The following is a 20,244-nucleotide window of genomic DNA, read 5'->3' on the forward strand; positions in this document are numbered from 1 at the left end:
GCGTATTAGAGCCCACTCAACCACTGCGTCTTGCTCGACAATCCAAAGACAATTGAGAGGCTAGGACTTTTGTCCCAGCCTCTTTTTAATCTGTAACTTCGATTGAGAGATAAGGAATACCCAAGATTCTTCCGAAGAATCCTAGAAACGTCTTCCAAGCAGAACCTTTAATAATAGCAGTTTGACCAGCTTTTACGATCACTTCCTTAGAACGAGTGAAGGCACCTCTTTGATCTACGTAAACCTTGACCATATCAAGCCCTTCAGGAAGCGGAAGTGTCACGGTTTCATCTTTACTTAAGTTGGCAACACATTCACCATTGATATAAACGTTTACCTTCAATAATACACCTACAAGGCCAGTTTGACGCGATACTGTAATTTCAGACATTTGATTCTCCTAAGTTTTTTACTGTTTACTCAAAAAGAGTAGTTCTTTTTAATCATTTTAACATAAGCATCCACTTGAAACAAGTATATAAATATTTTACCCTTTATATTATTTGAGATTCAAATCAATGCTTGAAAAACATTTTATTTTATGCAATCCTAAATCAAAATGATTTACAATAGATTGGTGGATCGAGTATAGAAATGAGGGAATTATGAATAAAGGTTCATTTAAACAACAACGATTTTCATTACGTAAATTAAAAGTAGGATTGGCCTCTGTAGCAGTTCTTTTCTCCTTTGCCCAACTTGGACAAGCATCTGCTGACGAAACGGTTGCGCCAGCAGCAAGCGAAGCAACAAAACCAAGCGAAGCAAGCAAATCACCCATTGAATCTGCAGCGGATGAAATTGCAGCAACTAAAAAGCAACCAGTTGTGAAAGAAGCAGAAGCAAAAGCTGGAGATGTCATTGATCTTTCTACAAAAGTATCACCTGTAGATGTAAAAGAAAGTCAAGTAGGCAATCAAAAAGTTCATGTAGAAACAGCGACTGCAGAAGTTTCAAAAACAGAAGTGGTCGCATCTAAGGATGAGACAATTCCTGCACCAGCAACGACAACAACTGAAGATACTGTTACCGGTAAGGATGAAAAAGGAAATACCTTTACGCAGTACGAACGTGTCGATAAGACAACAATAGTTGAAATGACCACAACACCAGCTACTGTACAGAAAACAGGAACAGCTGATATTGTCTTCGTGATTGACCGTTCATTATCAATGTCCTATTCCATCCATGTCGTTCGTAAGAATGTTAATGAATTTTCAAAAAACCTTTCTAAGGAGGGAGTTTCTGCTCGTTTTGTGTTAGCTACATTTAGTGATGAAGTATACGGCCGTGAGAGAGGCAGAACAGATGAAGGAACCATTTTAACTGACTTCGGTGGCTCTTATTTCACATCCGATCCAGCTAAACTTGAAAAAGCGTTAGCAGATGTGAAGTTAGCAATCGGTGGGGATGCTCCAGAAACTTCAATTCCAGCCTTGAACCAGATTATTTCAACTTACGACTGGTCTAAGGCAGCCAATAGTAGAAAGTTTGTAGTGTTGTTAACAGATGCTGATATGAAAGAAGATCCATCAATACCGACAGTCGCTGAAACAATAGCTAATCTAAAAGCAGCTGGAATTGAAAGATACGTTTCAACTCCATTGTATGGAGAAAAGTACTACAAAGATTTAGTGTCTGAAGGACGTTGGATGAATATGTCCAATGACTTGGCTGGTACATTGACCAATGAAGCAACTAAGTGGATTGCAGAAACTGTCAAAGAAGGACGTAGCTACAAGATTACAAAGGATAGCTATAAGTTCTATCAAGAGCGTCGCACAACGATTCCAGTTGTTGAGAAGGAAACACCACAACCAAAACCAACTCCTCAACCACAACCTCAACCAATCCCGCAACCAAAACCAACTGCACATGTGCCAGTTCCAATGATCACTGCAACTAAGCCAGTAGCTGCTCCAGCAGTCATCAAACAAGATCCAGCTAAACTTCCTGAAACTGGTAGCGAAGCAAGTTCTACTGGTCTCGTCGGACTTGCATTATTGATGTCTGGTCTTGGATTAACTGTAGCAAACAAAAATTCAAAAGAACAATAAGTTAAGACAATAAAACTAAACACCTGAAGAAAATGACTCTTTGTCAACTTGTAGTGGGTTGATGAAAAGTTATAACCTGTAGGGGACCAACTTGGTTCTCTCCTTTTTGATGTTAAAATTTTTTTAGGATTTCTTTTCTTTTTTTAATAGATATGATATGCTAGATGCAGAATATATATATTAATAGAATATTATCACTGTAAAGTTAAGTATCTTACTTCGAATGACACAAATATATTTTATGTCTAATAGTAATTTTTTAATAGACAAGGAAAACACAATGGTTTCAAAACAAACTTTTATTGATAGAATAAAAAAAGAATTCCCAGATGCAATTGAAAATCAAACAAAAAGTTATATTTCTTTTCAGGTTAAAAATATGAAAGGAAAGTTACAAAACTTTATAGAGATTAACTTTCAGAATAAAGGAATAAAGATTGCCGTTCTCTCCAAAAGCCTTCGTGATTCAGATTTTTTGATATTTAATAAGAAGCCTGATTCATTTGGTTGGACACTTGATGCTGAGTATTTTATTAAGGACGAAAATTCACTAAATGAGATTTTCCCTTTTATAAATAAATCTTATGAGTTTGTAAAAGGTGGAAATAACTCAGAGTGTTATAAAGTCTTCAGAGAATTTTTGGCTAAATTTGTGAATCAAGCAAATATCTATAATTCGAAAGATATAAAAATTAAACGTTCTCAAAAATTAGATGGAGCTAAACTTATTTATCCTGCTGTTACAATTGAGGATATTCCATACAAAGTTGAAATGCTTAACACAGGTCAGTGTGGTCCAAAAAATGGTGAAGGATATAGAAAACTACCTTACTTTGGTTATCAATTAAATAAAATTGATAATTCATGGATAAATATAAGGTGTGGTTTTGAGAGATTTAAACTCACAGAATTTAAAATTGTAAAATGGTATAGTAATAAACCAGATGAAGATTTAGGGTATAAATACCTTGTCAAGGACTTAGAGTTGGAATCAACTGCTGAACCCAATGAAATTTTAAAAGACTTTTATGACAATTTTACTAGTTTTTATAGAGAAGCAGAAAAGGAAGATATAAACATGTTAGAAAATATCAACGAGTATAAAAATGTCTTATTAAAATCCAAAAACCTCATCCTCCGTGGTGCACCGGGTACAGGAAAAACACATCTTGCTATTGATATTGCAAACGAATTAACAGATGGCAACAAAGACCAAATCGGGTTTGTACAGTTTCACCCATCTTATGATTATACGGATTTTGTAGAGGGGTTGAGACCGGTATCAAATGGCGATGGAGCTATTGAGTTTAAGCTAGAGGACGGTATTTTTAAGAAGTTCTGTCAGAAGGCGAAAGAAGCTCAGAAGACTGGAGGTCAAGATAATTTTGAAGAAACGTGGGCTAAGCTAACGGATGCTATCAATGAAAAGCAAGGACAATATTTCTTCCCTCGTAGTTCGGTTCCAGCCAGTTTAAATAGTCAAGGGAATGTGAAGTTTGATTCTCCTGTTGCTACCAAAGAAAAAGTGTATCTTTTGTACAAGGGTGAGGAAACTAAGTTAAAGTACGAAACTTATCAAAAAATCGTTTTAGATCACATGAAAGAAAGTTATGGCTTATGTGATTATGTGTCTCCAACGATCAACACAGATAAGAAATTCGTTTTCATCATCGATGAAATCAACCGTGGTGAGATTTCTAAGATTTTTGGGGAGCTCTTTTTCTCTATCGACCCTGGCTATCGTGGTAGAGATGGGGAAGTTTCTACCCAATATGCCAATTTACACGAAAGTGATGACAAGTTTTATATTCCTGAGAATGTCTATATTATAGGAACTATGAATGATATTGACCGCTCGGTGGACACCTTTGATTTTGCTATGCGTCGTCGTTTCCGCTTTGTTGAAGTTACCGCTGAAAGTCAACTTTATATCCTAGATAAGAAACTAGGTAAGCATGCAGACGAAGCAAAAAATCGTCTAAGAAACTTGAACGCTGCTATCGAGAACGTTCAGGAGTTAAACAGTCATTATCATATCGGACCAAGTTATTTCCGTAATTTAAAAGAATTGGATTATGATTATGAATTACTCTGGTCTGATTATCTCAAACCACTTTTGGAAGATTACTTGCGTGGTTCTTATGAAGAAGATGAAAAACTTGAAAGATTGAAAAAAGCATTCAATCTGACAAAAAATGAACAAAAAGATCAGGCAGTAGCTGATGACAACAAAGACGATGAAAATAATGATGCGAATAACTGATAATCAGCATGAGATATCGAAAGAAGAGTTTGTCGCAGAATACCCCAACCTAAGTCAAGCACTTCTTGATAGAACCCTAGATAATCTTTCTCAAGAAGACAATATTTTTATATTTCCAAATGACCTGAAAAATTCTCCTGATTTGGATGAGGACCAAAAGATTTTGGAAATAGTCAATCAGAAAATTAAGACAGGAAATGTGATTGGTTTTCTGGGTTGTGGTCAGGAGAGATTAACCATTTCTTCTCGCTTTTCGAGAAAAAGTGATGACTATTTTTTGCATTATCTATTGCAGAAAGTTCTAAATATCAATCTCACTAGTTTGGATGTCGGTCTATCTCCCGAGGAAAGACTCTATCAGCTTTTAATCTATCTCTTTCCAAAGTATTTGGAAGCTGCTATGCGAAAGGGACTTTATAAGGAATACCAGAGGTTTTCCCATAATGATAGTCATATCAAGGGAGTAGTTGATGTAGGAAATCATCTCAAGAAAAATCTTCCTTTCACAGGTAATATTGCTTATACTACAAGAGAATTTACTTATGACAATCCGATGATGCAGCTGATTCGTCATACTATCGAATACATTAAAAATCAGAAATCTCTAGGAATAGGTATTATTGATAGTAATCGCGAAAATATTATAGAAATAATTCGTGTAACCCCATCTTATAAACTAGCTGATCGTGCTAAGATTATTAGACGAAATCAAACTAAACCACTTCGTCATGCCTACTTTCGAGAATACAGAAAGTTGCAAGAGCTTTGTCTGATGATATTAAACAGAGAAAAGCACGGTTTAGGATATCAAGAGCAAAAAATTCATGGCATTCTCTTTGACGTTGCTTGGCTTTGGGAAGAATATGTTCATACCTTGTTGCCAAAAGATTTCATACATCCACGCAATAAAGAAAAGAAAGATGGTATCCCTGTATTTTCTGACGGTAGTAGAAAAGTATATCCAGATTTTTATCATAAAGAGTTAAAAATCGTTTTAGATGCTAAATATAAAAAACTGGAATTGACTGAAAAGGGAATCAATCGTGATGATCTATTTCAATTGATTTCTTATGCTTATATTATACAAGCTGAGAAGACCGGACTGATTTTTCCTAGTATGGAGCAGTCAATAAATAGAAAAATAGGAGAAGTAGCTGGCTACGGAGTTCAATTGAAGAAGTGGTCTATTCAAATTCCTCAGAATGCTTTATCTTATAATGATTTTTGTGAAATGTTGGAAATATCCGAAGAAATTTTTAAAAGCAATCTTTCTAATGAAATGGAGAAAAAATAAAACTCTTTGCCAACTACAGTGAGTTAATACGACGAATGACGCTTAAATCCATATCAATCAAACTAGCACAGAGCCAGTCATAGATAGTTTTAAAACTACCATTGGCTTTTGTTCAAGCTAATAGCGAACACAAATCTGTTCACGCGACTAGCGCGACTAGAAGGATTTTAAACAATCATCAATTTCCTTTTTCCAACTTTGGTGTCAAATGAGACTTCCGCCTTTTTTTCTTAGCCCTGTGTTCGGAATATTTCTGTTCTAAGGCTGGGGAATAACCATTTTTTGCATTGTCTTAACGCAATTTAAATGGTAGACTTATGAACTACTAGTTTACTTTCAATTTGGCAAGGATTCAATCCTACTTCTAAAGAGGTTTCTTTCTTTAATTGCTTGTCTATGGTAAAATGATGGAGCTATTAAGATTTCCTTTCGTAACTAGTTTGTTCAATTCTTTTTAGTAGAAAAATCTTATGAGTTTACTTGTGCGCTCATATTGTAGATTCAAAAGACCAAAATCCCCACCAGAAATATTCTGATGGGGATTTTGGTCGGGAACCAATCAATTTTGATTGATTTTTGACCTTTTATAATAAGTGAAAATGCTGTTAAATCAACTATTTCACTTCAAATCATGTTTATAAATCATTCCCACTCACTAAAAGTCAGATATTGACTATTTAGAATAGTTGATTTAATAGTGATTGATAGTATAATAAGTTAGTCAAAATTAGTGTGATTTGATTCGTTTGGTGCTAAATTGGTGTTAGCTTTCTACCAAGGCCATTTGAATTTTTTATTAGACCTTTTTGAATTTGTAAAATTCGTTAACATCATCAGCAAATTCTTTTGATTCAGCTAGTATAGTGTCCAAAATCAACTCTAAAACGTGTCCTAAAATCTCATAGTGATTACGCAAAAATAAAATCAATAAGAATCTACGATTTAAGGCACTCTCATGCTAGCTTTATGCTCTCTATCGGAATGAATGATTTAGAAATGCAAAATCGTCTAGGACATGCTGATATTAAGACTACACTTGGAACGTACTCTCATTTAAGACCAAATGCAATGAAAGAAGTAGCTACTAGAATGACTGGAAAAGTAGTGGTGCGTGATAATAATATCAGAAAGAGTAGATTAATGGTAATCAGCATAGAATTAAATTGCGGTAAATAGATAAGTGAATTCTATTTCTCTAACTAATTATATAACAGTAAATGAATTGATTTTACTGTTATTTTAATTTATACTTACAATAGGTTAAGTTTACAGTTTTTGTTTAGAAATATATCTAATATAAAATATAAAACTATATAATATTGTATTAACTTATTGGAGGGTGCATTGATGCCAAGAGAAAGAGTGACTGTTTACGATTTATTAATTTCTTGCCCTGGAGATGTTATTGAGTATCTTGAGTTAATTAAAGAAGCTGTTGATAACTTTAATAAACTTTATGGTTATTTGAATAATATACAAGTATCAGTCAAGCATTGGTCAACGGATAGTTTTCCTGAGTCGGGTGATAAACCACAGGAATTATTAAATAAGCAAATTGTTAGGGATTGTGATGCAGCTGTTGCTATATTTTGGACAAGATTTGGTACAGCAACAGATAGGTATGGTTCTGGGACTGAAGAAGAAATTGAGGAGATGTTATTAGCAAAAAAACAAGTTTTTATGTATTTTCTAGATACTCCTATAAATCCTTCAGAAATAAATGAGGAGCAATTTGCTGCTGTAAAAAATTTCAAAGAAAGATATAAGGATAGAGGAATATTTTTTACAGTTAAGGACAAAAGTGAATTTAAACGTCAGTTTACAAATCATTTAACATTATATTTTTTAAATTTAGTTAATGAAAAAGAAACTCTTCAAAATGAACCATTAAAACCTCTTTTAACAATAAGAGATAAGAATACATCTTCTGACGAATGTTTTGTTCCTATAAAATTTAATTTACTAGAGTCAGAATTTTTAAATAAAAACTACAAGAAAATTATTGACCATATTGAAGAATTAAATGAAACTGTTATTTCTGAGGTTCCAACTAAAGTAGATAATAATACTAAAAAGTTGACTCTTTCTCTAAAAGAAGATAACGTTAATTTTCTGTCTAAAATAGCTGATGATGTGACTATTAGTGATGATTTTAAAAAACTCATAAACGATTTTGCGATCAAAGAGGAAATCAAACTACATGAGAAATTCTGGTGTTTAGGAAATTTGAAGAAACATAATATTCAAATGCCAACGCCTTTCGGAAAAAGTTCGCCTTCGTATATTGGGACCGATGAAGAAAGGTATCGATTTTCTTTATTAAAAAAATTATACTGGGAAATAATATCGTTCAATGAATACACTGAATATTTTACATTCATGGATAGCATTAAATATATAGAGTTAATGGTTTCTAATATAGGTAAGACATATGATGAAGATGTTGATATTAAACTAATTGTACCTAAAGGTTGTCTTTTAAAACATCACGACCTATTATATCCAGGTAAAAATATAATAGAGGAGGTACAGGAAATTAAATTAGAAGAAATACTATTTAAAATTAGAGAAACTGATTCTGTTTGTGCATATGATTATCCTCAGCAAGCCTTTTTACGGTCAGAAGAACTAAATGTTTCTCCACTTCTAACATATAATAGAACATCTAGTTATGAAGACCAAAAAAACTATTATGAAGATTCATTAAACGATATATTTATGTACAGAGATTTTGATAAACCAAAATTTGATATTTTAAGCTTTAATATTGAGTATTTGAAACATAACACTTCAATGGCATTTCCTTCTAAACTATTATTTAAAAATGTTCCTAGAATAATTGAATATGAAATAACATCGAAGTATACACCAGATATGGTGAAAGGAAAAATAAATCTAAAATCCGATTAATTTGCTAATAAAGTAAGATTTTTTATAATAATTATATAAATAGGAACACGATTTAATGAGGGTGAAACGAATCAGAACAAAGAGTTAAGTAGTGAGTTTGAAGTTAATAATGATTTCTATCGTATTTAAAAAATAGATGAAGATGATAGTGATTATGTCAGAATTGTTAGAGAATCAAAGAAGGGTATGTGAATAGAGAGTACCGAAACTGTTAAAAAGATTTTAAATTTAAATATTGTAAATAGTTTTGGTGCTAAATTGGTACTAACATGAAAATAAAAACGCTGAAATTATTGATTTCAGCGTTATTTGAATAACTCATTTTATTCCCACTCAACAGTTGCAGGTGGTTTACTTGTGATATCGTAGACGATACGGTTAACGTGGTCAACTTCGTTTACGATACGGACTGAGATTTTTTGAAGGACTTCCCAAGGAATCTTAGCGAAGTCAGCTGTCATTCCATCGATAGAAGTGATAGCACGGATGGCGATGGTATAGTCATAAGTACGACCGTCGCCCATCACACCTACTGAACGAACGCCAGTGTTAACAGTGAAGTATTGCCAGATATCGCGGTCAAGACCAGCCTTGGCGATTTCTTCACGAAGGATAGCGTCTGATTCACGGACTGTTTCTAGTTTTTCTTCAGTGATTTCACCCATGACACGGATGGCAAGCCCTGGTCCTGGGAATGGTTGGCGCCATACGATATGGTCTGGCATACCAAGTTCAGTACCAAGGGCACGAACTTCATCCTTGTAAAGAGTGTTGAGCGGCTCAATCAACTCGAACTGCATGTCTTCTGGAAGTCCACCCACGTTGTGGTGAGACTTGATGGTTTGAGCAGTATCTGTACCAGACTCAATCACGTCTGTGTAAAGTGTTCCTTGTGCCAAGAATTTCACATCTTTGAGCTTGCTTGCTTCATCATCAAAGACATAAACAAATTCGTTACCGATGATCTTCCGTTTTTGCTCTGGATCAGACACACCAGCCAATTTATCAAGGAAACGTTTGGCAGCGTCTGCTTTAACGATATTGAGACCAAACTTACCACCAAGCATGTCCATAACCTGGTCAGCTTCCCCTTTACGAAGAAGACCGTGGTCTACAAAGATACAGATCAATTGATCACCGATAGCTTTTTGGAGAAGAACCCCTACAACTGAAGAGTCAACACCACCAGAAAGACCAAGGAGAACACGTTTGTCTCCAACTTTTTCTCGGATTTGTTTGATTTGCATCTCGATAAAGTTATCCATGGTCCAATCGCCCTTAGCACCACAGATGTTCAAGGCAAAGTTACGAAGGATATCATAGCCGTGAACTGAGTGACGAACTTCAGGGTGGAATTGGATACCGTAAATTTTCTTGTCTGGGTTTTCAATCGAAGCATACGGACAGTCAGCAGAAGTACCAGTACGGACAAAGTCAGCAGGAATTTCAGTAACAGCATCTCCATGACTCATCAAGACCAACTGTTTATCAGGTGTTCCCTCAAAGAGGGCAGAAGATTCAGCTAAGTTTAGCTCAGATTGACCGTATTCTCGGTTACCTGCATCCCCTGCAGGTACAACCTTCCCACCAAGTTTGTGAGTCAAGAGCTGCATGCCATAGCAGATTCCTAAAATTGGAATTCCAAGTTCAAAAATTTCAGGATCAATGTCAAAAGATCCTTCTTCATACACTGAGTTTGGTCCGCCTGAAAGAACGATCCCAACAGGATTGATTTCACGCACTTCAGCCGCTGTAATTTTGTGGCTCTTCAGTTCTGAAAAGACACCAATCTCACGAATACGACGAGAAATGAGCTGATTGTACTGGCTACCGTAATCAAGCACGATAATTTTTTCAACATCATGCAAATCAGTTGATAGGTTTGTCATCTTTTCCCCTTTTTCTAGAAAATTCTTTTCCTCTATTCTAACACAAAAGCCCCTTCATTACCAATCAATACTGACTACGATTGAAGATTTGACCAAATTGCGCTACAATAGTTTGTAACACACAGAAAGAGTAGCAAAATGATTCCAGCTTACATTCAAATTCACGACCAAATCAAGGCAGAGATTGACCAGAAAATCTGGAAAATCGGTCAACGCCTGCCAAGCGAACGGGACTTGGCAGAAAAGTTCCAGGTCAGCCGCATGACCCTCCGTCAAGCAATCACTCTCTTGGTAGAAGAAGGAGTGTTAGAACGTCGTGTAGGCAGTGGTACCTTTGTAGCTAGCACGCGCGTCCAGGAAAAGATGCGAGGAACGACTAGTTTTACTGAAATTATGAAAGCGCAAGGAAAGGTTCCTTCGACACAGGTTATTTCCTACAAACGGACCATTCCAAGTCTTCAAGAAGTGGATAAACTAGGGATTGACAAAACTGAAACGATTGTACGTATGGAACGGGTTCGCTATGCAGATGGAGTCCCTGTTGTCTATGAAGTTGCCTCAATTCCAGAAAAATTTATCAGAAACTTCAAAAAAGAAGAGGTGACCAGCCATTTCTTCCAAACCTTGGAAAAGCACGGCTACCGTATCGGTAAATCCCAACAAACCATCTATGCCCGATTGGCCAAAGAAAAGATTGCTCATTACTTAGAAATACCAAAAGGACATGCTATTCTTGGTTTGACCCAGATTTCATATTTCGACAATGGTGTCGCTTTTGAGTATGTAAAAAGTCAATATGTCGGAGAACGGTTTGAATTTTACCTAGAAAACAATTAGGTAACACAATCCCTATGGTGTCAATTCAACACAGGGAGGTTTTATGTCTCGGATAAAAATCGATGCTGCTGTGGTGCCTCTTAGTGGACACCTTTATCCAGTTCTTTTGCTTTTAGCCCCATTGTTGAATGATCCCAACTATGAGATTCGAATTTTTACAGGACCACAAAAGCAAAAAATAGCCCTGACCTATGATGCTACCAGCATTTTAAAAAAAGAAATTCATCGCTTAGTTAAAAAGGAGGCGCCATGAAAGTACTCGTAACAGGAGCAACAGGTTTTCTTGGAAAATACGTGGTAAAAGAGTTAGTAGCAGAAGGTTACTCTGTCCGCGCCTTTGGTCGGAATGAAGCAGTAGGACAGAGCTTGGTTTCAGAACAAGTGGAATTCTTCAAAGGAGATCTGAGTTCCAAGCAAGCAGTAGAAAAGGCATGTAAGGGCGTTGAAATGGTCGTCCATGCTGGAGCTTTATCCACTGTTTGGGGGCCTTGGGAGAGTTTTTATCAAGCTAATGTCCTCGGTACTCAACATGTTTTGGAAGCTTGTCGTACTAATAAAATCAGTCGCTTGGTCTATGTTTCTTCACCAAGTATTTATGCGGCTCCAAAAGACCAAATTGACATCAAGGAAGAAGATGCTCCAGCTGAAAATCATTTAAACAACTACATCAAAAGTAAGCTACTATCGGAGAAGCTCTTTCCTGCTTACCCGGATGTTCCCAGTATCATCCTTCGTCCACGTGGTCTCTTTGGCATTGGGGATACAAGTATCCTTCCACGTGTTCTCAAGCTAAGCCAAAAAATTGGAATCCCCTTAATCAAGGAAGGCAAGCAATTGATGGACATGACCTGTGTCGAGAATGTTGCCTTGGCTATCGCTTTGGCTCTGAAAGCTGATAGGGCAGAAGGTCAAGTCTATAACATTACCAACGGTGAGCCGACTCCTTTTAAAGAACTAATCGAAGAAGCCTTGCAGGGCCTGGGACTTCCTATTCGTTATAAAAAGCTACCTGCCTTTCTTCTAGGTGGCTTGGCTTCTAGCTTAGAGGTTCTTTATCAGCTCTTACCTCTAAAGGGTGAGCCACCATTAACTCGCTATACCTACTACCTATTGCGTTATAGCCAGACTCTTGATATTTCAAAAGCAAATGAAGAGTTGGGTTATGAGCCACGCATCAGCATCAAGGAGGGAATTGCCCAGTATGTCCAAGATTATCGAAAGCATTAAGTATTTCCCTGCTGGCTATTGTACTAGCAATCTTGCTTTGCTCTTTAAGGGGCAGAAAAGAAAGAAGATGGTTTTTCCAGCCGGCGTCTATCTCCTCAAACACCGAGAGCATGGTTATATTCTATACGATACGGGCTATCATTATGAGATCAAAAGTAAATTCCGTTATCTTTATTACCGTCTTGGAACTCCTATGCAGATGAAAAAGGAAGACCAGATCGATTGCTTGCTTCAAGCGACTGGGATTTCACCAGATGACATATCCTATGTCATCCTCTCGCATTTTCATCCAGACCATCTAGGAGGAGCGGGTTGCTTCAAACAGGCGCGCTTCTTGGTCACAGAGAGAGCCTATCACGTTTACCAGAAGCCCAGCTTCAAGGATTTAATTTTTAAAGAGTTTTTGCCGGATGATTTTGAAGAGTCTGTCCAAATCATCCAGCCTCAGGGAACCAACCCTCTTTTTCCTTATACGGAAACAGTAGATATCTTTGGAGACGGCAGTATTCTCCTTAGTTCCCATGATGGGCACGCTAAGGGACAAGGCTGTCTTTTCCTTCCGGAATATCAATTGTTTATTGGTGCTGACCTCTGCTGGGGAATTGACCTTCTCCCCTTGACAGAGCAGATGCGCTGGATTCCTAGTCAAGTTCAGGATAATGGGAAGGACTATTTAGAAAATGTCAATTTCCTCCGTACCTTGTTAAATCAAGGATTCACTGTTCTCGTCAGCCATGATCCAATTGAACGGGTAGAAAGAATACTAAATGAAAAAATGTACCTTTCTTAAAACCTTTTACCAAACCCGCTGGGGGCATCGCTTCAAGAACCGTGAGGAACTGGAGCGCTACCAAGAGAAGGAACTACAACTATACCACAAGTTCTTACTCCAGCATTCCCCTTATTTCTCTCAAGGTGTTCCAAAAGACTTCCGCTATATGGACAAGACCTTTATGATGGAGCATTTCAATGAGTTAAATACCCAAGGAATCGACCGGGATCAGGCTCTTGAAATGGCGATTCGCGGTGAGCAGTCTCGTGATTTTACAGAGATGCAAGGAGAAGTAGCAGTTGGTCTTTCCTCTGGTACCTCCGGACACCGGGGGATCTTTATCACGACAGAAACAGAACGTAGTATGTGGGCAGCCGCTATACTCGCTAAAATGCTCCCCAAAGGAAAGCTCCTTGGTCACCGCATTGCCTTTTTCCTCCGTGCTGATAACCAGCTCTATCAAACCATCAATTCTCCCTTGATTCGCCTAGAGTATTTTGATATTTTCAAAGATAGCCAAGAGCACATCGGGCGTTTAAATGACTACCAGCCGACCATCCTTGTGGCTCCAGCCTCTACCTTATTAGATTTAACCAAGTATCTGGAAAATCAGACCCTGGAGATACAACCTCAAAAGGTCGTTTCCGTCGCTGAAATCTTAGAGGATCGGGACCGGGACCTCATCCGTCAAGTATTTGATCTTTCTAAGGTCGATCAGGTCTACCAAGCAACAGAAGGTTTCTTAGCCTGTACCTGTTCTGAGGGGAACTTGCACCTCAACGAGGACATTTTATCAGTGGAAAAAGACTATTTGGATGACCACCGTTTTTATCCTATCATTACTGATTTTAAACGTAGGAGCCAACCTATTTACCGCTACCGGCTCAATGATATTCTGGTAGAGGATCCGGATGCCTGTAGCTGTGGTTCTGTCTTTACAAGGATTGCTAGAATTGAGGGGCGATCAGACGATATCTTTTATTTCAAGAAAGCAGACGGCGAGCTACAGATGGTTTATCCAGACTTTATTCGGCGTTGTATCCTCTTTGTCGAAGGAATTCAAGACTATCAAGTGACGCAAACCGAAGATGGACAAGTCCAGGTTGCTCTCAGCAAACGTTCATCTGAGATAGAAGAGGCTATCCTCAACCAATTTCAAGTTTTAGCAGATCAAAAGGGCTTTATCATGCCCACCCTTACCTTTATGGACTACCAATGGGACACAAGTCGCAAACTCAAGCGCGTACAACGTCTTCATAAATAGGAGGAAGCATTATGACAAGTGTACAAAGACACGTTCGTATTAAAGGCTATGGAACAGCCTTACCCAAGCATCAAGTCACCTTTAAGGACCAGACACGTTACCGAGTAAAAGAAGACGAAGAATCTCAGATCGACTTAGCTGCTCGTGCTATTGAACAAGCACTAGAGCAAGCAGGATTGACCATGGCAGATATTGACTGCCTAGTTTCAGCGAGCGCCGTAGGCGTTCAGCCGATTCCTTGTACAGCTGCTTTGATCCATGAGCGCGTGGCCAAGCGACTTACGATTCCTGCCATGGATATCAATACCACCTGTACCAGCTTTATTTCAGCCCTTAGTACCATTTCTTATCTGATCGAAGGTGGCGAGTACAAGCGTGTCCTCATTGTTTCAAGTGAGGTAGGAAGCCTGGGCCTTAATCCAAAGCAGAAAGAAAGCTATGAACTTTTTAGCGATGGAGCAGCAGCCTTTATTTTTGAAGCAACAAGCCAAGACAAAGGAATCATTGCTAGCATGCAACGGACCTGGTCTGAGGGAGCCCATGATACCGAAATTCGTGGTGGTTTGACAGCTTATCATCCGAAATTGTACTCTGAATCAACCAAGACTGATTTCATGTTTGATATGAAGGGGAAGAAAATACTCTTACTTTCTGCTCGTGTTATTCCAGAAATGTTCCAAGAATTCCAAGAGAAATCCGGCATTTCTAAAGATACAGTAGACTATATTATTCCCCACCAAGCTAGTCGAGCTCTTCCTTTAGTCATGGAAAAATTAGGAGTCCCAGACTATAAGTATCTTAACATCGTCAGCGATTACGGAAACATGGTTTCTGTAGCTGTGCCTTTTGGTTTAGCCTATGCGCTTGATCATGGCTATGTGAAGGAAGGAGATACCATCTTCTTGATTGGAACCGCGGCAGGTATGACGGTCAACATGTTAGCACTGAAACTCTGATGATTTATCCTCTCATTTCAACTCAAAAAGCATCAAGTCCCGCTAGTCTTTAGCGGGCTTTTTTGATATAATGAAAGGTATGGAAATTGAGAAAACCAACCGAATGAATGCTCTCTTTGAGTTTTACGCAGCACTTTTGACAGACAAGCAGATGAACTATATCGAGCTCTATTATGCAGATGACTACAGCTTGGCTGAGATTGCTGAAGAGTTCGGGGTGAGTCGTCAGGCTGTTTATGATAATATCAAGCGAACTGAAAAGATTCTGGAAGACTATGAGATGAAGCTTCATATGTACTCTGATTACATTGTCCGCAGTCAGATTTTTGATCAGATCTCTGACAAGTATCCTGATGACGCTTATCTACAAGAGCAAATCGCAGTCTTATCCAACATTGATAACCGAGAATAAATAAGATTAAAATACTTGTAATAGGAGAAGTAGTATGGCATTTGAAAGTTTAACTGAACGTTTACAGAACGTCTTTAAAAATCTTCGTAAGAAAGGGAAAATCTCTGAAGCAGATGTCCAAGAGGCAACCAAAGAGATTCGTCTAGCCCTCTTAGAGGCCGACGTTGCCCTTCCTGTTGTAAAAGACTTTATCAAACGCGTCCGCGAGCGGGCCGTAGGCCATGAGGTCATTGAAACCCTGAACCCTGCCCAACAAATCGTGAAGATTGTCGATGAAGAATTGACAGCTATTTTGGGTTCTGAGACAGCAGACATTATCAAATCACCTAAGATTCCAACTATTATCATGATGGTCGGTCTTCAAGGGGCTGGTAAAACAACCTTTGCTGGGAAATTGGCTAACAAATTGGTCAAGGAAGAAAATGCACGTCCTTTGATGATTGCGGCCGATATCTATCGTCCAGCTGCCATTGACCAGTTGAAGACTCTTGGTCAACAGATCAATGTCCCTGTCTTTTCACTTGGTACAGAAGTCCCTGCAGTAGAGATCGTACGTCAAGGTTTGGAGCAGGCGAGAGCCAACCACAATGACTATGTCTTGATCGATACGGCTGGTCGTCTGCAAATCGATGAGAAACTCATGGGCGAATTGCGCGATGTCAAAGCCCTTGCTGAGCCAAATGAAATCCTCTTGGTTGTAGATGCCATGATCGGTCAAGAAGCGGCTAATGTGGCGCGTGAGTTTAACGAACAACTCGAAGTGACCGGGGTGATTTTGACCAAGATTGATGGGGATACCCGTGGTGGTGCAGCCCTTTCTGTCCGTCAGATTACTGGGAAGCCAATCAAATTCACTGGTACTGGTGAAAAAATCACTGATATCGAAACCTTCCACCCAGACCGCATGTCTGGTCGGATCCTCGGTATGGGGGATATGCTGACGTTGATCGAGAAGGCTTCTCAAGAATACGATGAGAAACGCTCGCTTGAACTCGCTGAAAAAATGCGGGAAAACACCTTCGATTTCAATGATTTCATCGATCAGTTAGACCAAGTTCAAAACATGGGACCAATGGAAGATCTGCTCAAGATGCTTCCAGGTATGGCCAGCAATCCAGCTATGAAGAACCTCAAGGTCGACGAACGAGAAATTGCTCGCAAACGCGCGATTGTATCTTCTATGACTCCAGCTGAACGCGAAAATCCAGATCTTTTGAACCCTAGCCGTCGCCGTCGGATTGCTGCCGGTTCAGGAAACAGCTTTGTCGACGTCAACAAATTCATCAAAGACTTTAACCAAGCTAAACAGATGATGCAAGGCGTCCTCTCTGGCGATATGAACAAGATGATGAAACAAATGGGGCTGAATCCAAATAATCTGCCGAAGAACATGCCTGGTGGAATGCCTGATATGTCTGCCCTCGAAGGGATGATGGGTCAAGGTGGGATGCCTGACTTATCAGCTCTTGGCGGAGGCGCTGGAATGCCTGACATGAGCCAAATGTTCGGTGGAGGTCTCAAAGGAAAAGCCGGCGAATTCATGATGAAACGGGCCATGAACAAGATGGCCAAACAAATGCGCAAGAATAAGAAAAAACGGAAATAATCGTTTCTAATAAGGGCCTGGGACATTGTTCCGGGTTCTTTTAGAAAATAGTACTAGAGAAAACATGTTAAAAAAACTATTTCAACAACTCATTCGTTTCTTTGTAAGATTGTTTTCTTCGCATAGCAAGCCCTTTTATTTTCCAAAAGGGTCGAAGAAACCACCGATCAATCCAATCATCTTTGTACCTGGAAGTTCAGCTAGTATCCAGCGTTTCAATGGAACTATCCGCATGCTCCATCGCTTTTCTAGAAAAAAACAGAGTCTCTTAAAAATAAAAGTTAATAAAGATGATTCTATAGAGATGGAAGGAAGATTGAATACGAAAGAGCCAAATCCTATGATTGTGATTGGCTTCGAGAACAATCGAGATGGCTACAGCAATATCAAGCAGCAAATCGAATCCCTTAAGCTCGCATTAACCTACCTTCTTGACCACTATTATTTCACAGAGTTTAAGGCAGTAGGGCACTCCAATGGTGGACTAGTTCTAACTGGTTTATTGGAAAGTGGCTTTTTAGAAAAAAATAAGTTAACCGTAAGTAAGATAGCCATTATCGGAAGTCCTTACAAATTTAACCAAGAAATGTATAACGATTTTCAAAGGTGGAAACATCGCTTAGAAAAAGAAGTAGAGGTCCTAAACTTTGTCGGTAGCTTTGCTGGAAAATCAGACGGCATCGTTCCTCTCTCCAGTGCACAAGCAGCAAAATCAATTTTTGAGAATCAAACTTATTCAGAAGTGAATTTAAAAGGTCGAAAGGCTCAACATTCTGCATTGCCCACTAATCCAGAGCTGGTGAAGCAATTAAGTCTATTTTTGAATCTATAATAAATTACATAATTTTGGTTATGTATTTTATTTTTATCTCTTGCAATCCTTAAGTAAATATGGTACATTTTTGGTATCGGTTACAAACAAAAAGGAGAAACTGATGAAAAATCCAGCCTTACTTGAGGAAATGAAGACTTATAAAGGGCGTGATGAAATTCCTGCAGACTTTGATGATTTCTGGGATCAAGCCTTAGCAAAACTTACTGAACTTCCTGAATACAAGCTTGAAGAACAAGATTTCAGCATTCCAAATGTTGTCTGTTATGAATTAACCTTTAAAGGAACACGTGATGGTCTTGTTTATGCACGGGTTGTTTTCCCAAAAACAGATCAAAAGGTTCCAGTTATTTTCCATTTTCATGGCTATATGGGCCGTTGTTGGGATTGGTCAGACATGCTGGCTTATACAGTAGCTGGATATGGTGTGGTCTCCATGGACGTAAGAGGTCAATCAGGTTATTCAACAGACGGAAATCGATCACCGCTTGGAAACACAGTAAAAGGACAGATTATCCGAGGAGCTGTGGAAGGTCCGCATGAGCTGTTTTATAAGGATGTCTACTTAGACCTTTACCAGTTAATCGAAATTGTAGCGAGCCTTCCTCAAGTAGATGACAGCAAACTCACCAGCTATGGAGCCTCTCAAGGTGGTGCCTTGGCCTTGGTAGCTGCCGGATTGAATCCCCAAATCCAACGAACGGTAGCCATTTATCCATTCTTATCAGATTTCAGACGTGTATTAGAGATTGGAAACACCAGCGAGGCCTATGATGAGCTTTTCCGTTATTTCAAGTTCCATGATCCATTCCATGAAACAGAAGACCAAATCATGGAGACTTTAGCCTATATTGATGTAAAAAATTTTGCCCATCGCATTAAAGGACAGGTTCACATGATTACCGGGTTAGATGATGATGTCTGTTATCCTGTGACACAGTTTGCCATTTATAATCGATTAGAATGTCCAAAAGAGCATTTCATCATGCCAGAATATGCCCATGAAGCTATGAACGTCCAAGTTAATGATCGAGTCTATAATTGGCTTTGTGGTAGCAAGATTTCTTTTCAATATGTAGAAAAATAAAGTACAGAAGAATAATAATCAGTAAAAACTAAAAGTTTATGTACAATTGACCAAACAAGACCTAAACCATTGATACAACTAAATTAGAAGCATAAAGTACATTCTTTAAAAAGTGTACTTTATTTTTATTTTGTACATTATTTTGGAATGGTATTTTGTATGTTTGCTAGTGCATAATATCAGCTAATCGAAGAAATTGATTTGTACATTTTTTTACTCTAGTAACGGTAGAAGAAGTGGTGGTTCAATTGTACATTTTTTTGCTCATTTAATTTTCTATTGAAAATAAACTATTGGATATTCATAGTCAATAAAATTTCGAACTTTCTTTTTATATTTTCCATTATAAAAGAATATTAGGAATAATCTGTTAATTTTTAGTTTTTGTTATTTTTTTGAGCATCAAAAAACATAAAGTTATAATTTTGTTACAAATACCTTGAAAACGAGTTGTTAACGTGATAGAATAAGGTTAGAAAGGAAATATAAAGGTATAGGAGATGAATAAACAAATTGGTAACAGAATAGCAGAATTAAGAAATGCTAAATCTTTTTCTCAAGAACAAGTAGCTGAAAGAATTGGAATAAGTAGACAAAAATATGCTCGTATTGAAAACGGCATTAATAGCGTGACATTGGAAATTCTTGTAAAACTAGCTAACGTTTTTGATGTCAATGTTAATGATATTACGAAAGTCCTTGAACAAGAAGCGTCTGTAGCTTATAGATCAGGAGAACAAAAACAATCAACACGTGATATGCTTTATATGATTGATTTATTCTATGCAAACAAGCGTTTGTATGAAAAATTAACTTATCAGGATAAGGAATAGGTAAC

16 protein-coding genes and 2 pseudogenes are annotated in these 20,244 nt (G+C 38.0%); 16 read left to right on the forward strand and 2 right to left on the reverse strand.

Annotated elements, in window-relative coordinates:
• Positions 1 to 85: 85 nt before the first annotated feature.
• Complete coding sequence (locus tag I2D56_RS02970; RefSeq protein WP_195213909.1) at positions 86 to 391, reverse strand: hypothetical protein; 306 nt, start codon at positions 389 to 391, stop codon at positions 86 to 88.
• 214 nt (positions 392 to 605) lie between these two features.
• On the opposite strand from I2D56_RS02970, the gene I2D56_RS02975 reads away from it, so the two are divergent.
• From I2D56_RS02975 to I2D56_RS02995, 5 genes and pseudogenes are all read left to right on the forward strand, one after another.
• The gene (locus I2D56_RS02975) at positions 606 to 2,057 is read left to right on the forward strand and encodes a VWA domain-containing protein (RefSeq protein WP_195213910.1); all 1,452 of its coding nucleotides are present in this window, start codon (positions 606 to 608) and stop codon (positions 2,055 to 2,057) included.
• A gap of 280 nt (positions 2,058 to 2,337) precedes the next feature.
• Positions 2,338 to 4,320 carry an McrB family protein gene (locus tag I2D56_RS02980; RefSeq protein ID WP_195347953.1) on the forward strand — a complete coding sequence of 661 codons (1,983 nt, stop codon included), beginning with the start codon at positions 2,338 to 2,340 and terminating at the stop codon, positions 4,318 to 4,320.
• On the forward strand, positions 4,307 to 5,614 hold the full coding sequence (locus I2D56_RS02985; RefSeq protein ID WP_195214163.1) for an McrC family protein: 1,308 nt from the start codon (positions 4,307 to 4,309) through the stop codon (positions 5,612 to 5,614). The genes I2D56_RS02980 and I2D56_RS02985 overlap by 14 nt, the downstream gene beginning before the upstream one ends.
• 870 nt (positions 5,615 to 6,484) lie before the next feature.
• A pseudogene (locus tag I2D56_RS02990) lies at positions 6,485 to 6,786 on the forward strand (tyrosine-type recombinase/integrase); the annotation flags it as partial.
• Between the two features lie 175 nt (positions 6,787 to 6,961).
• Positions 6,962 to 8,524, forward strand: coding sequence for a hypothetical protein (locus tag I2D56_RS02995; RefSeq protein ID WP_195213912.1), 1,563 nt, complete (start codon positions 6,962 to 6,964; stop codon positions 8,522 to 8,524).
• Between the two features lie 323 nt (positions 8,525 to 8,847).
• On the opposite strand, the gene guaA is transcribed toward I2D56_RS02995, so the two are convergent.
• On the reverse strand, positions 8,848 to 10,413 hold the full coding sequence (gene guaA, locus I2D56_RS03000) for a glutamine-hydrolyzing GMP synthase (RefSeq protein ID WP_006596353.1): 1,566 nt from the start codon (positions 10,411 to 10,413) through the stop codon (positions 8,848 to 8,850).
• A 138-nt stretch (positions 10,414 to 10,551) separates the two neighbouring features.
• On the opposite strand from guaA, the gene I2D56_RS03005 reads away from it, so the two are divergent.
• From I2D56_RS03005 to I2D56_RS03055, 11 genes and pseudogenes are all read left to right on the forward strand, one after another.
• Positions 10,552 to 11,250, forward strand: coding sequence for a GntR family transcriptional regulator (locus I2D56_RS03005; protein WP_117744249.1), 699 nt, complete (start codon positions 10,552 to 10,554; stop codon positions 11,248 to 11,250).
• A gap of 43 nt (positions 11,251 to 11,293) precedes the next feature.
• Positions 11,294 to 11,434, forward strand: a pseudogene (locus I2D56_RS03010) (glycosyl transferase); the annotation flags it as partial.
• A 65-nt stretch (positions 11,435 to 11,499) separates the two neighbouring features.
• Positions 11,500 to 12,477: an NAD-dependent epimerase/dehydratase family protein gene (locus I2D56_RS03015; protein ID WP_195213913.1), complete on the forward strand. Its 978-nt coding sequence runs from the start codon at positions 11,500 to 11,502 to the stop codon at positions 12,475 to 12,477.
• Positions 12,452 to 13,267, forward strand: a complete 816-nt coding sequence (locus tag I2D56_RS03020) for an MBL fold metallo-hydrolase (RefSeq protein ID WP_195213914.1) — start codon at positions 12,452 to 12,454, stop codon at positions 13,265 to 13,267. Before I2D56_RS03015 ends, I2D56_RS03020 begins: the two co-directional genes overlap by 26 nt.
• Positions 13,245 to 14,513, forward strand: coding sequence for a F390 synthetase-related protein (locus tag I2D56_RS03025; protein WP_195347954.1), 1,269 nt, complete (start codon positions 13,245 to 13,247; stop codon positions 14,511 to 14,513). The genes I2D56_RS03020 and I2D56_RS03025 overlap by 23 nt, the downstream gene beginning before the upstream one ends.
• Positions 14,514 to 14,524: 11 nt before the next feature.
• On the forward strand, positions 14,525 to 15,469 hold the full coding sequence (locus I2D56_RS03030; RefSeq protein WP_195213916.1) for a 3-oxoacyl-[acyl-carrier-protein] synthase III C-terminal domain-containing protein: 945 nt from the start codon (positions 14,525 to 14,527) through the stop codon (positions 15,467 to 15,469).
• 79 nt (positions 15,470 to 15,548) lie between these two features.
• Complete coding sequence (locus I2D56_RS03035) at positions 15,549 to 15,881, forward strand: putative DNA-binding protein (RefSeq protein WP_229038963.1); 333 nt, start codon at positions 15,549 to 15,551, stop codon at positions 15,879 to 15,881.
• Positions 15,882 to 15,915: 34 nt separating this feature from the next.
• On the forward strand, positions 15,916 to 17,487 hold the full coding sequence (gene ffh, locus I2D56_RS03040) for a signal recognition particle protein (RefSeq protein WP_195213918.1): 1,572 nt from the start codon (positions 15,916 to 15,918) through the stop codon (positions 17,485 to 17,487).
• A gap of 64 nt (positions 17,488 to 17,551) precedes the next feature.
• The gene (locus I2D56_RS03045) at positions 17,552 to 18,319 is read left to right on the forward strand and encodes an alpha/beta hydrolase (protein WP_195213919.1); all 768 of its coding nucleotides are present in this window, start codon (positions 17,552 to 17,554) and stop codon (positions 18,317 to 18,319) included.
• Positions 18,320 to 18,422: 103 nt separating this feature from the next.
• On the forward strand, positions 18,423 to 19,406 hold the full coding sequence (locus tag I2D56_RS03050; RefSeq protein ID WP_195213920.1) for an acetylxylan esterase: 984 nt from the start codon (positions 18,423 to 18,425) through the stop codon (positions 19,404 to 19,406).
• Positions 19,407 to 19,906: 500 nt separating this feature from the next.
• On the forward strand, positions 19,907 to 20,239 hold the full coding sequence (locus I2D56_RS03055; RefSeq protein WP_195347955.1) for a helix-turn-helix transcriptional regulator: 333 nt from the start codon (positions 19,907 to 19,909) through the stop codon (positions 20,237 to 20,239).
• Positions 20,240 to 20,244: the final 5 nt, after the last annotated feature.

The organism is Streptococcus australis (genome assembly GCF_015553625.1).
GTDB lineage: Bacteria > Bacillota > Bacilli > Lactobacillales > Streptococcaceae > Streptococcus > Streptococcus australis_B.

Excerpts from the sequence above, each read along its gene's own strand:
- I2D56_RS02970 (WP_195213909.1), bottom strand. The coding sequence starts at position 391 with ATGTCTGAAATTACAGTATCGCGTCAAACTGGCCTTGTAGGTGTATTA.
- I2D56_RS02975 (WP_195213910.1), top strand. The coding sequence starts at position 606 with ATGAATAAAGGTTCATTTAAACAACAACGATTTTCATTACGTAAATTA.
- I2D56_RS02980 (WP_195347953.1), top strand. The coding sequence starts at position 2,338 with ATGGTTTCAAAACAAACTTTTATTGATAGAATAAAAAAAGAATTCCCA.
- I2D56_RS02985 (WP_195214163.1), top strand. The coding sequence starts at position 4,307 with ATGCGAATAACTGATAATCAGCATGAGATATCGAAAGAAGAGTTTGTC.
- I2D56_RS02995 (WP_195213912.1), top strand. The coding sequence starts at position 6,962 with ATGCCAAGAGAAAGAGTGACTGTTTACGATTTATTAATTTCTTGCCCT.
- guaA (WP_006596353.1), bottom strand. The coding sequence starts at position 10,413 with ATGACAAACCTATCAACTGATTTGCATGATGTTGAAAAAATTATCGTG.
- I2D56_RS03005 (WP_117744249.1), top strand. The coding sequence starts at position 10,552 with ATGATTCCAGCTTACATTCAAATTCACGACCAAATCAAGGCAGAGATT.
- I2D56_RS03015 (WP_195213913.1), top strand. The coding sequence starts at position 11,500 with ATGAAAGTACTCGTAACAGGAGCAACAGGTTTTCTTGGAAAATACGTG.
- I2D56_RS03020 (WP_195213914.1), top strand. The coding sequence starts at position 12,452 with ATGTCCAAGATTATCGAAAGCATTAAGTATTTCCCTGCTGGCTATTGT.
- I2D56_RS03025 (WP_195347954.1), top strand. The coding sequence starts at position 13,245 with ATGAAAAAATGTACCTTTCTTAAAACCTTTTACCAAACCCGCTGGGGG.
- I2D56_RS03030 (WP_195213916.1), top strand. The coding sequence starts at position 14,525 with ATGACAAGTGTACAAAGACACGTTCGTATTAAAGGCTATGGAACAGCC.
- I2D56_RS03035 (WP_229038963.1), top strand. The coding sequence starts at position 15,549 with ATGGAAATTGAGAAAACCAACCGAATGAATGCTCTCTTTGAGTTTTAC.
- ffh (WP_195213918.1), top strand. The coding sequence starts at position 15,916 with ATGGCATTTGAAAGTTTAACTGAACGTTTACAGAACGTCTTTAAAAAT.
- I2D56_RS03045 (WP_195213919.1), top strand. The coding sequence starts at position 17,552 with ATGTTAAAAAAACTATTTCAACAACTCATTCGTTTCTTTGTAAGATTG.
- I2D56_RS03050 (WP_195213920.1), top strand. The coding sequence starts at position 18,423 with ATGAAAAATCCAGCCTTACTTGAGGAAATGAAGACTTATAAAGGGCGT.
- I2D56_RS03055 (WP_195347955.1), top strand. The coding sequence starts at position 19,907 with ATGAATAAACAAATTGGTAACAGAATAGCAGAATTAAGAAATGCTAAA.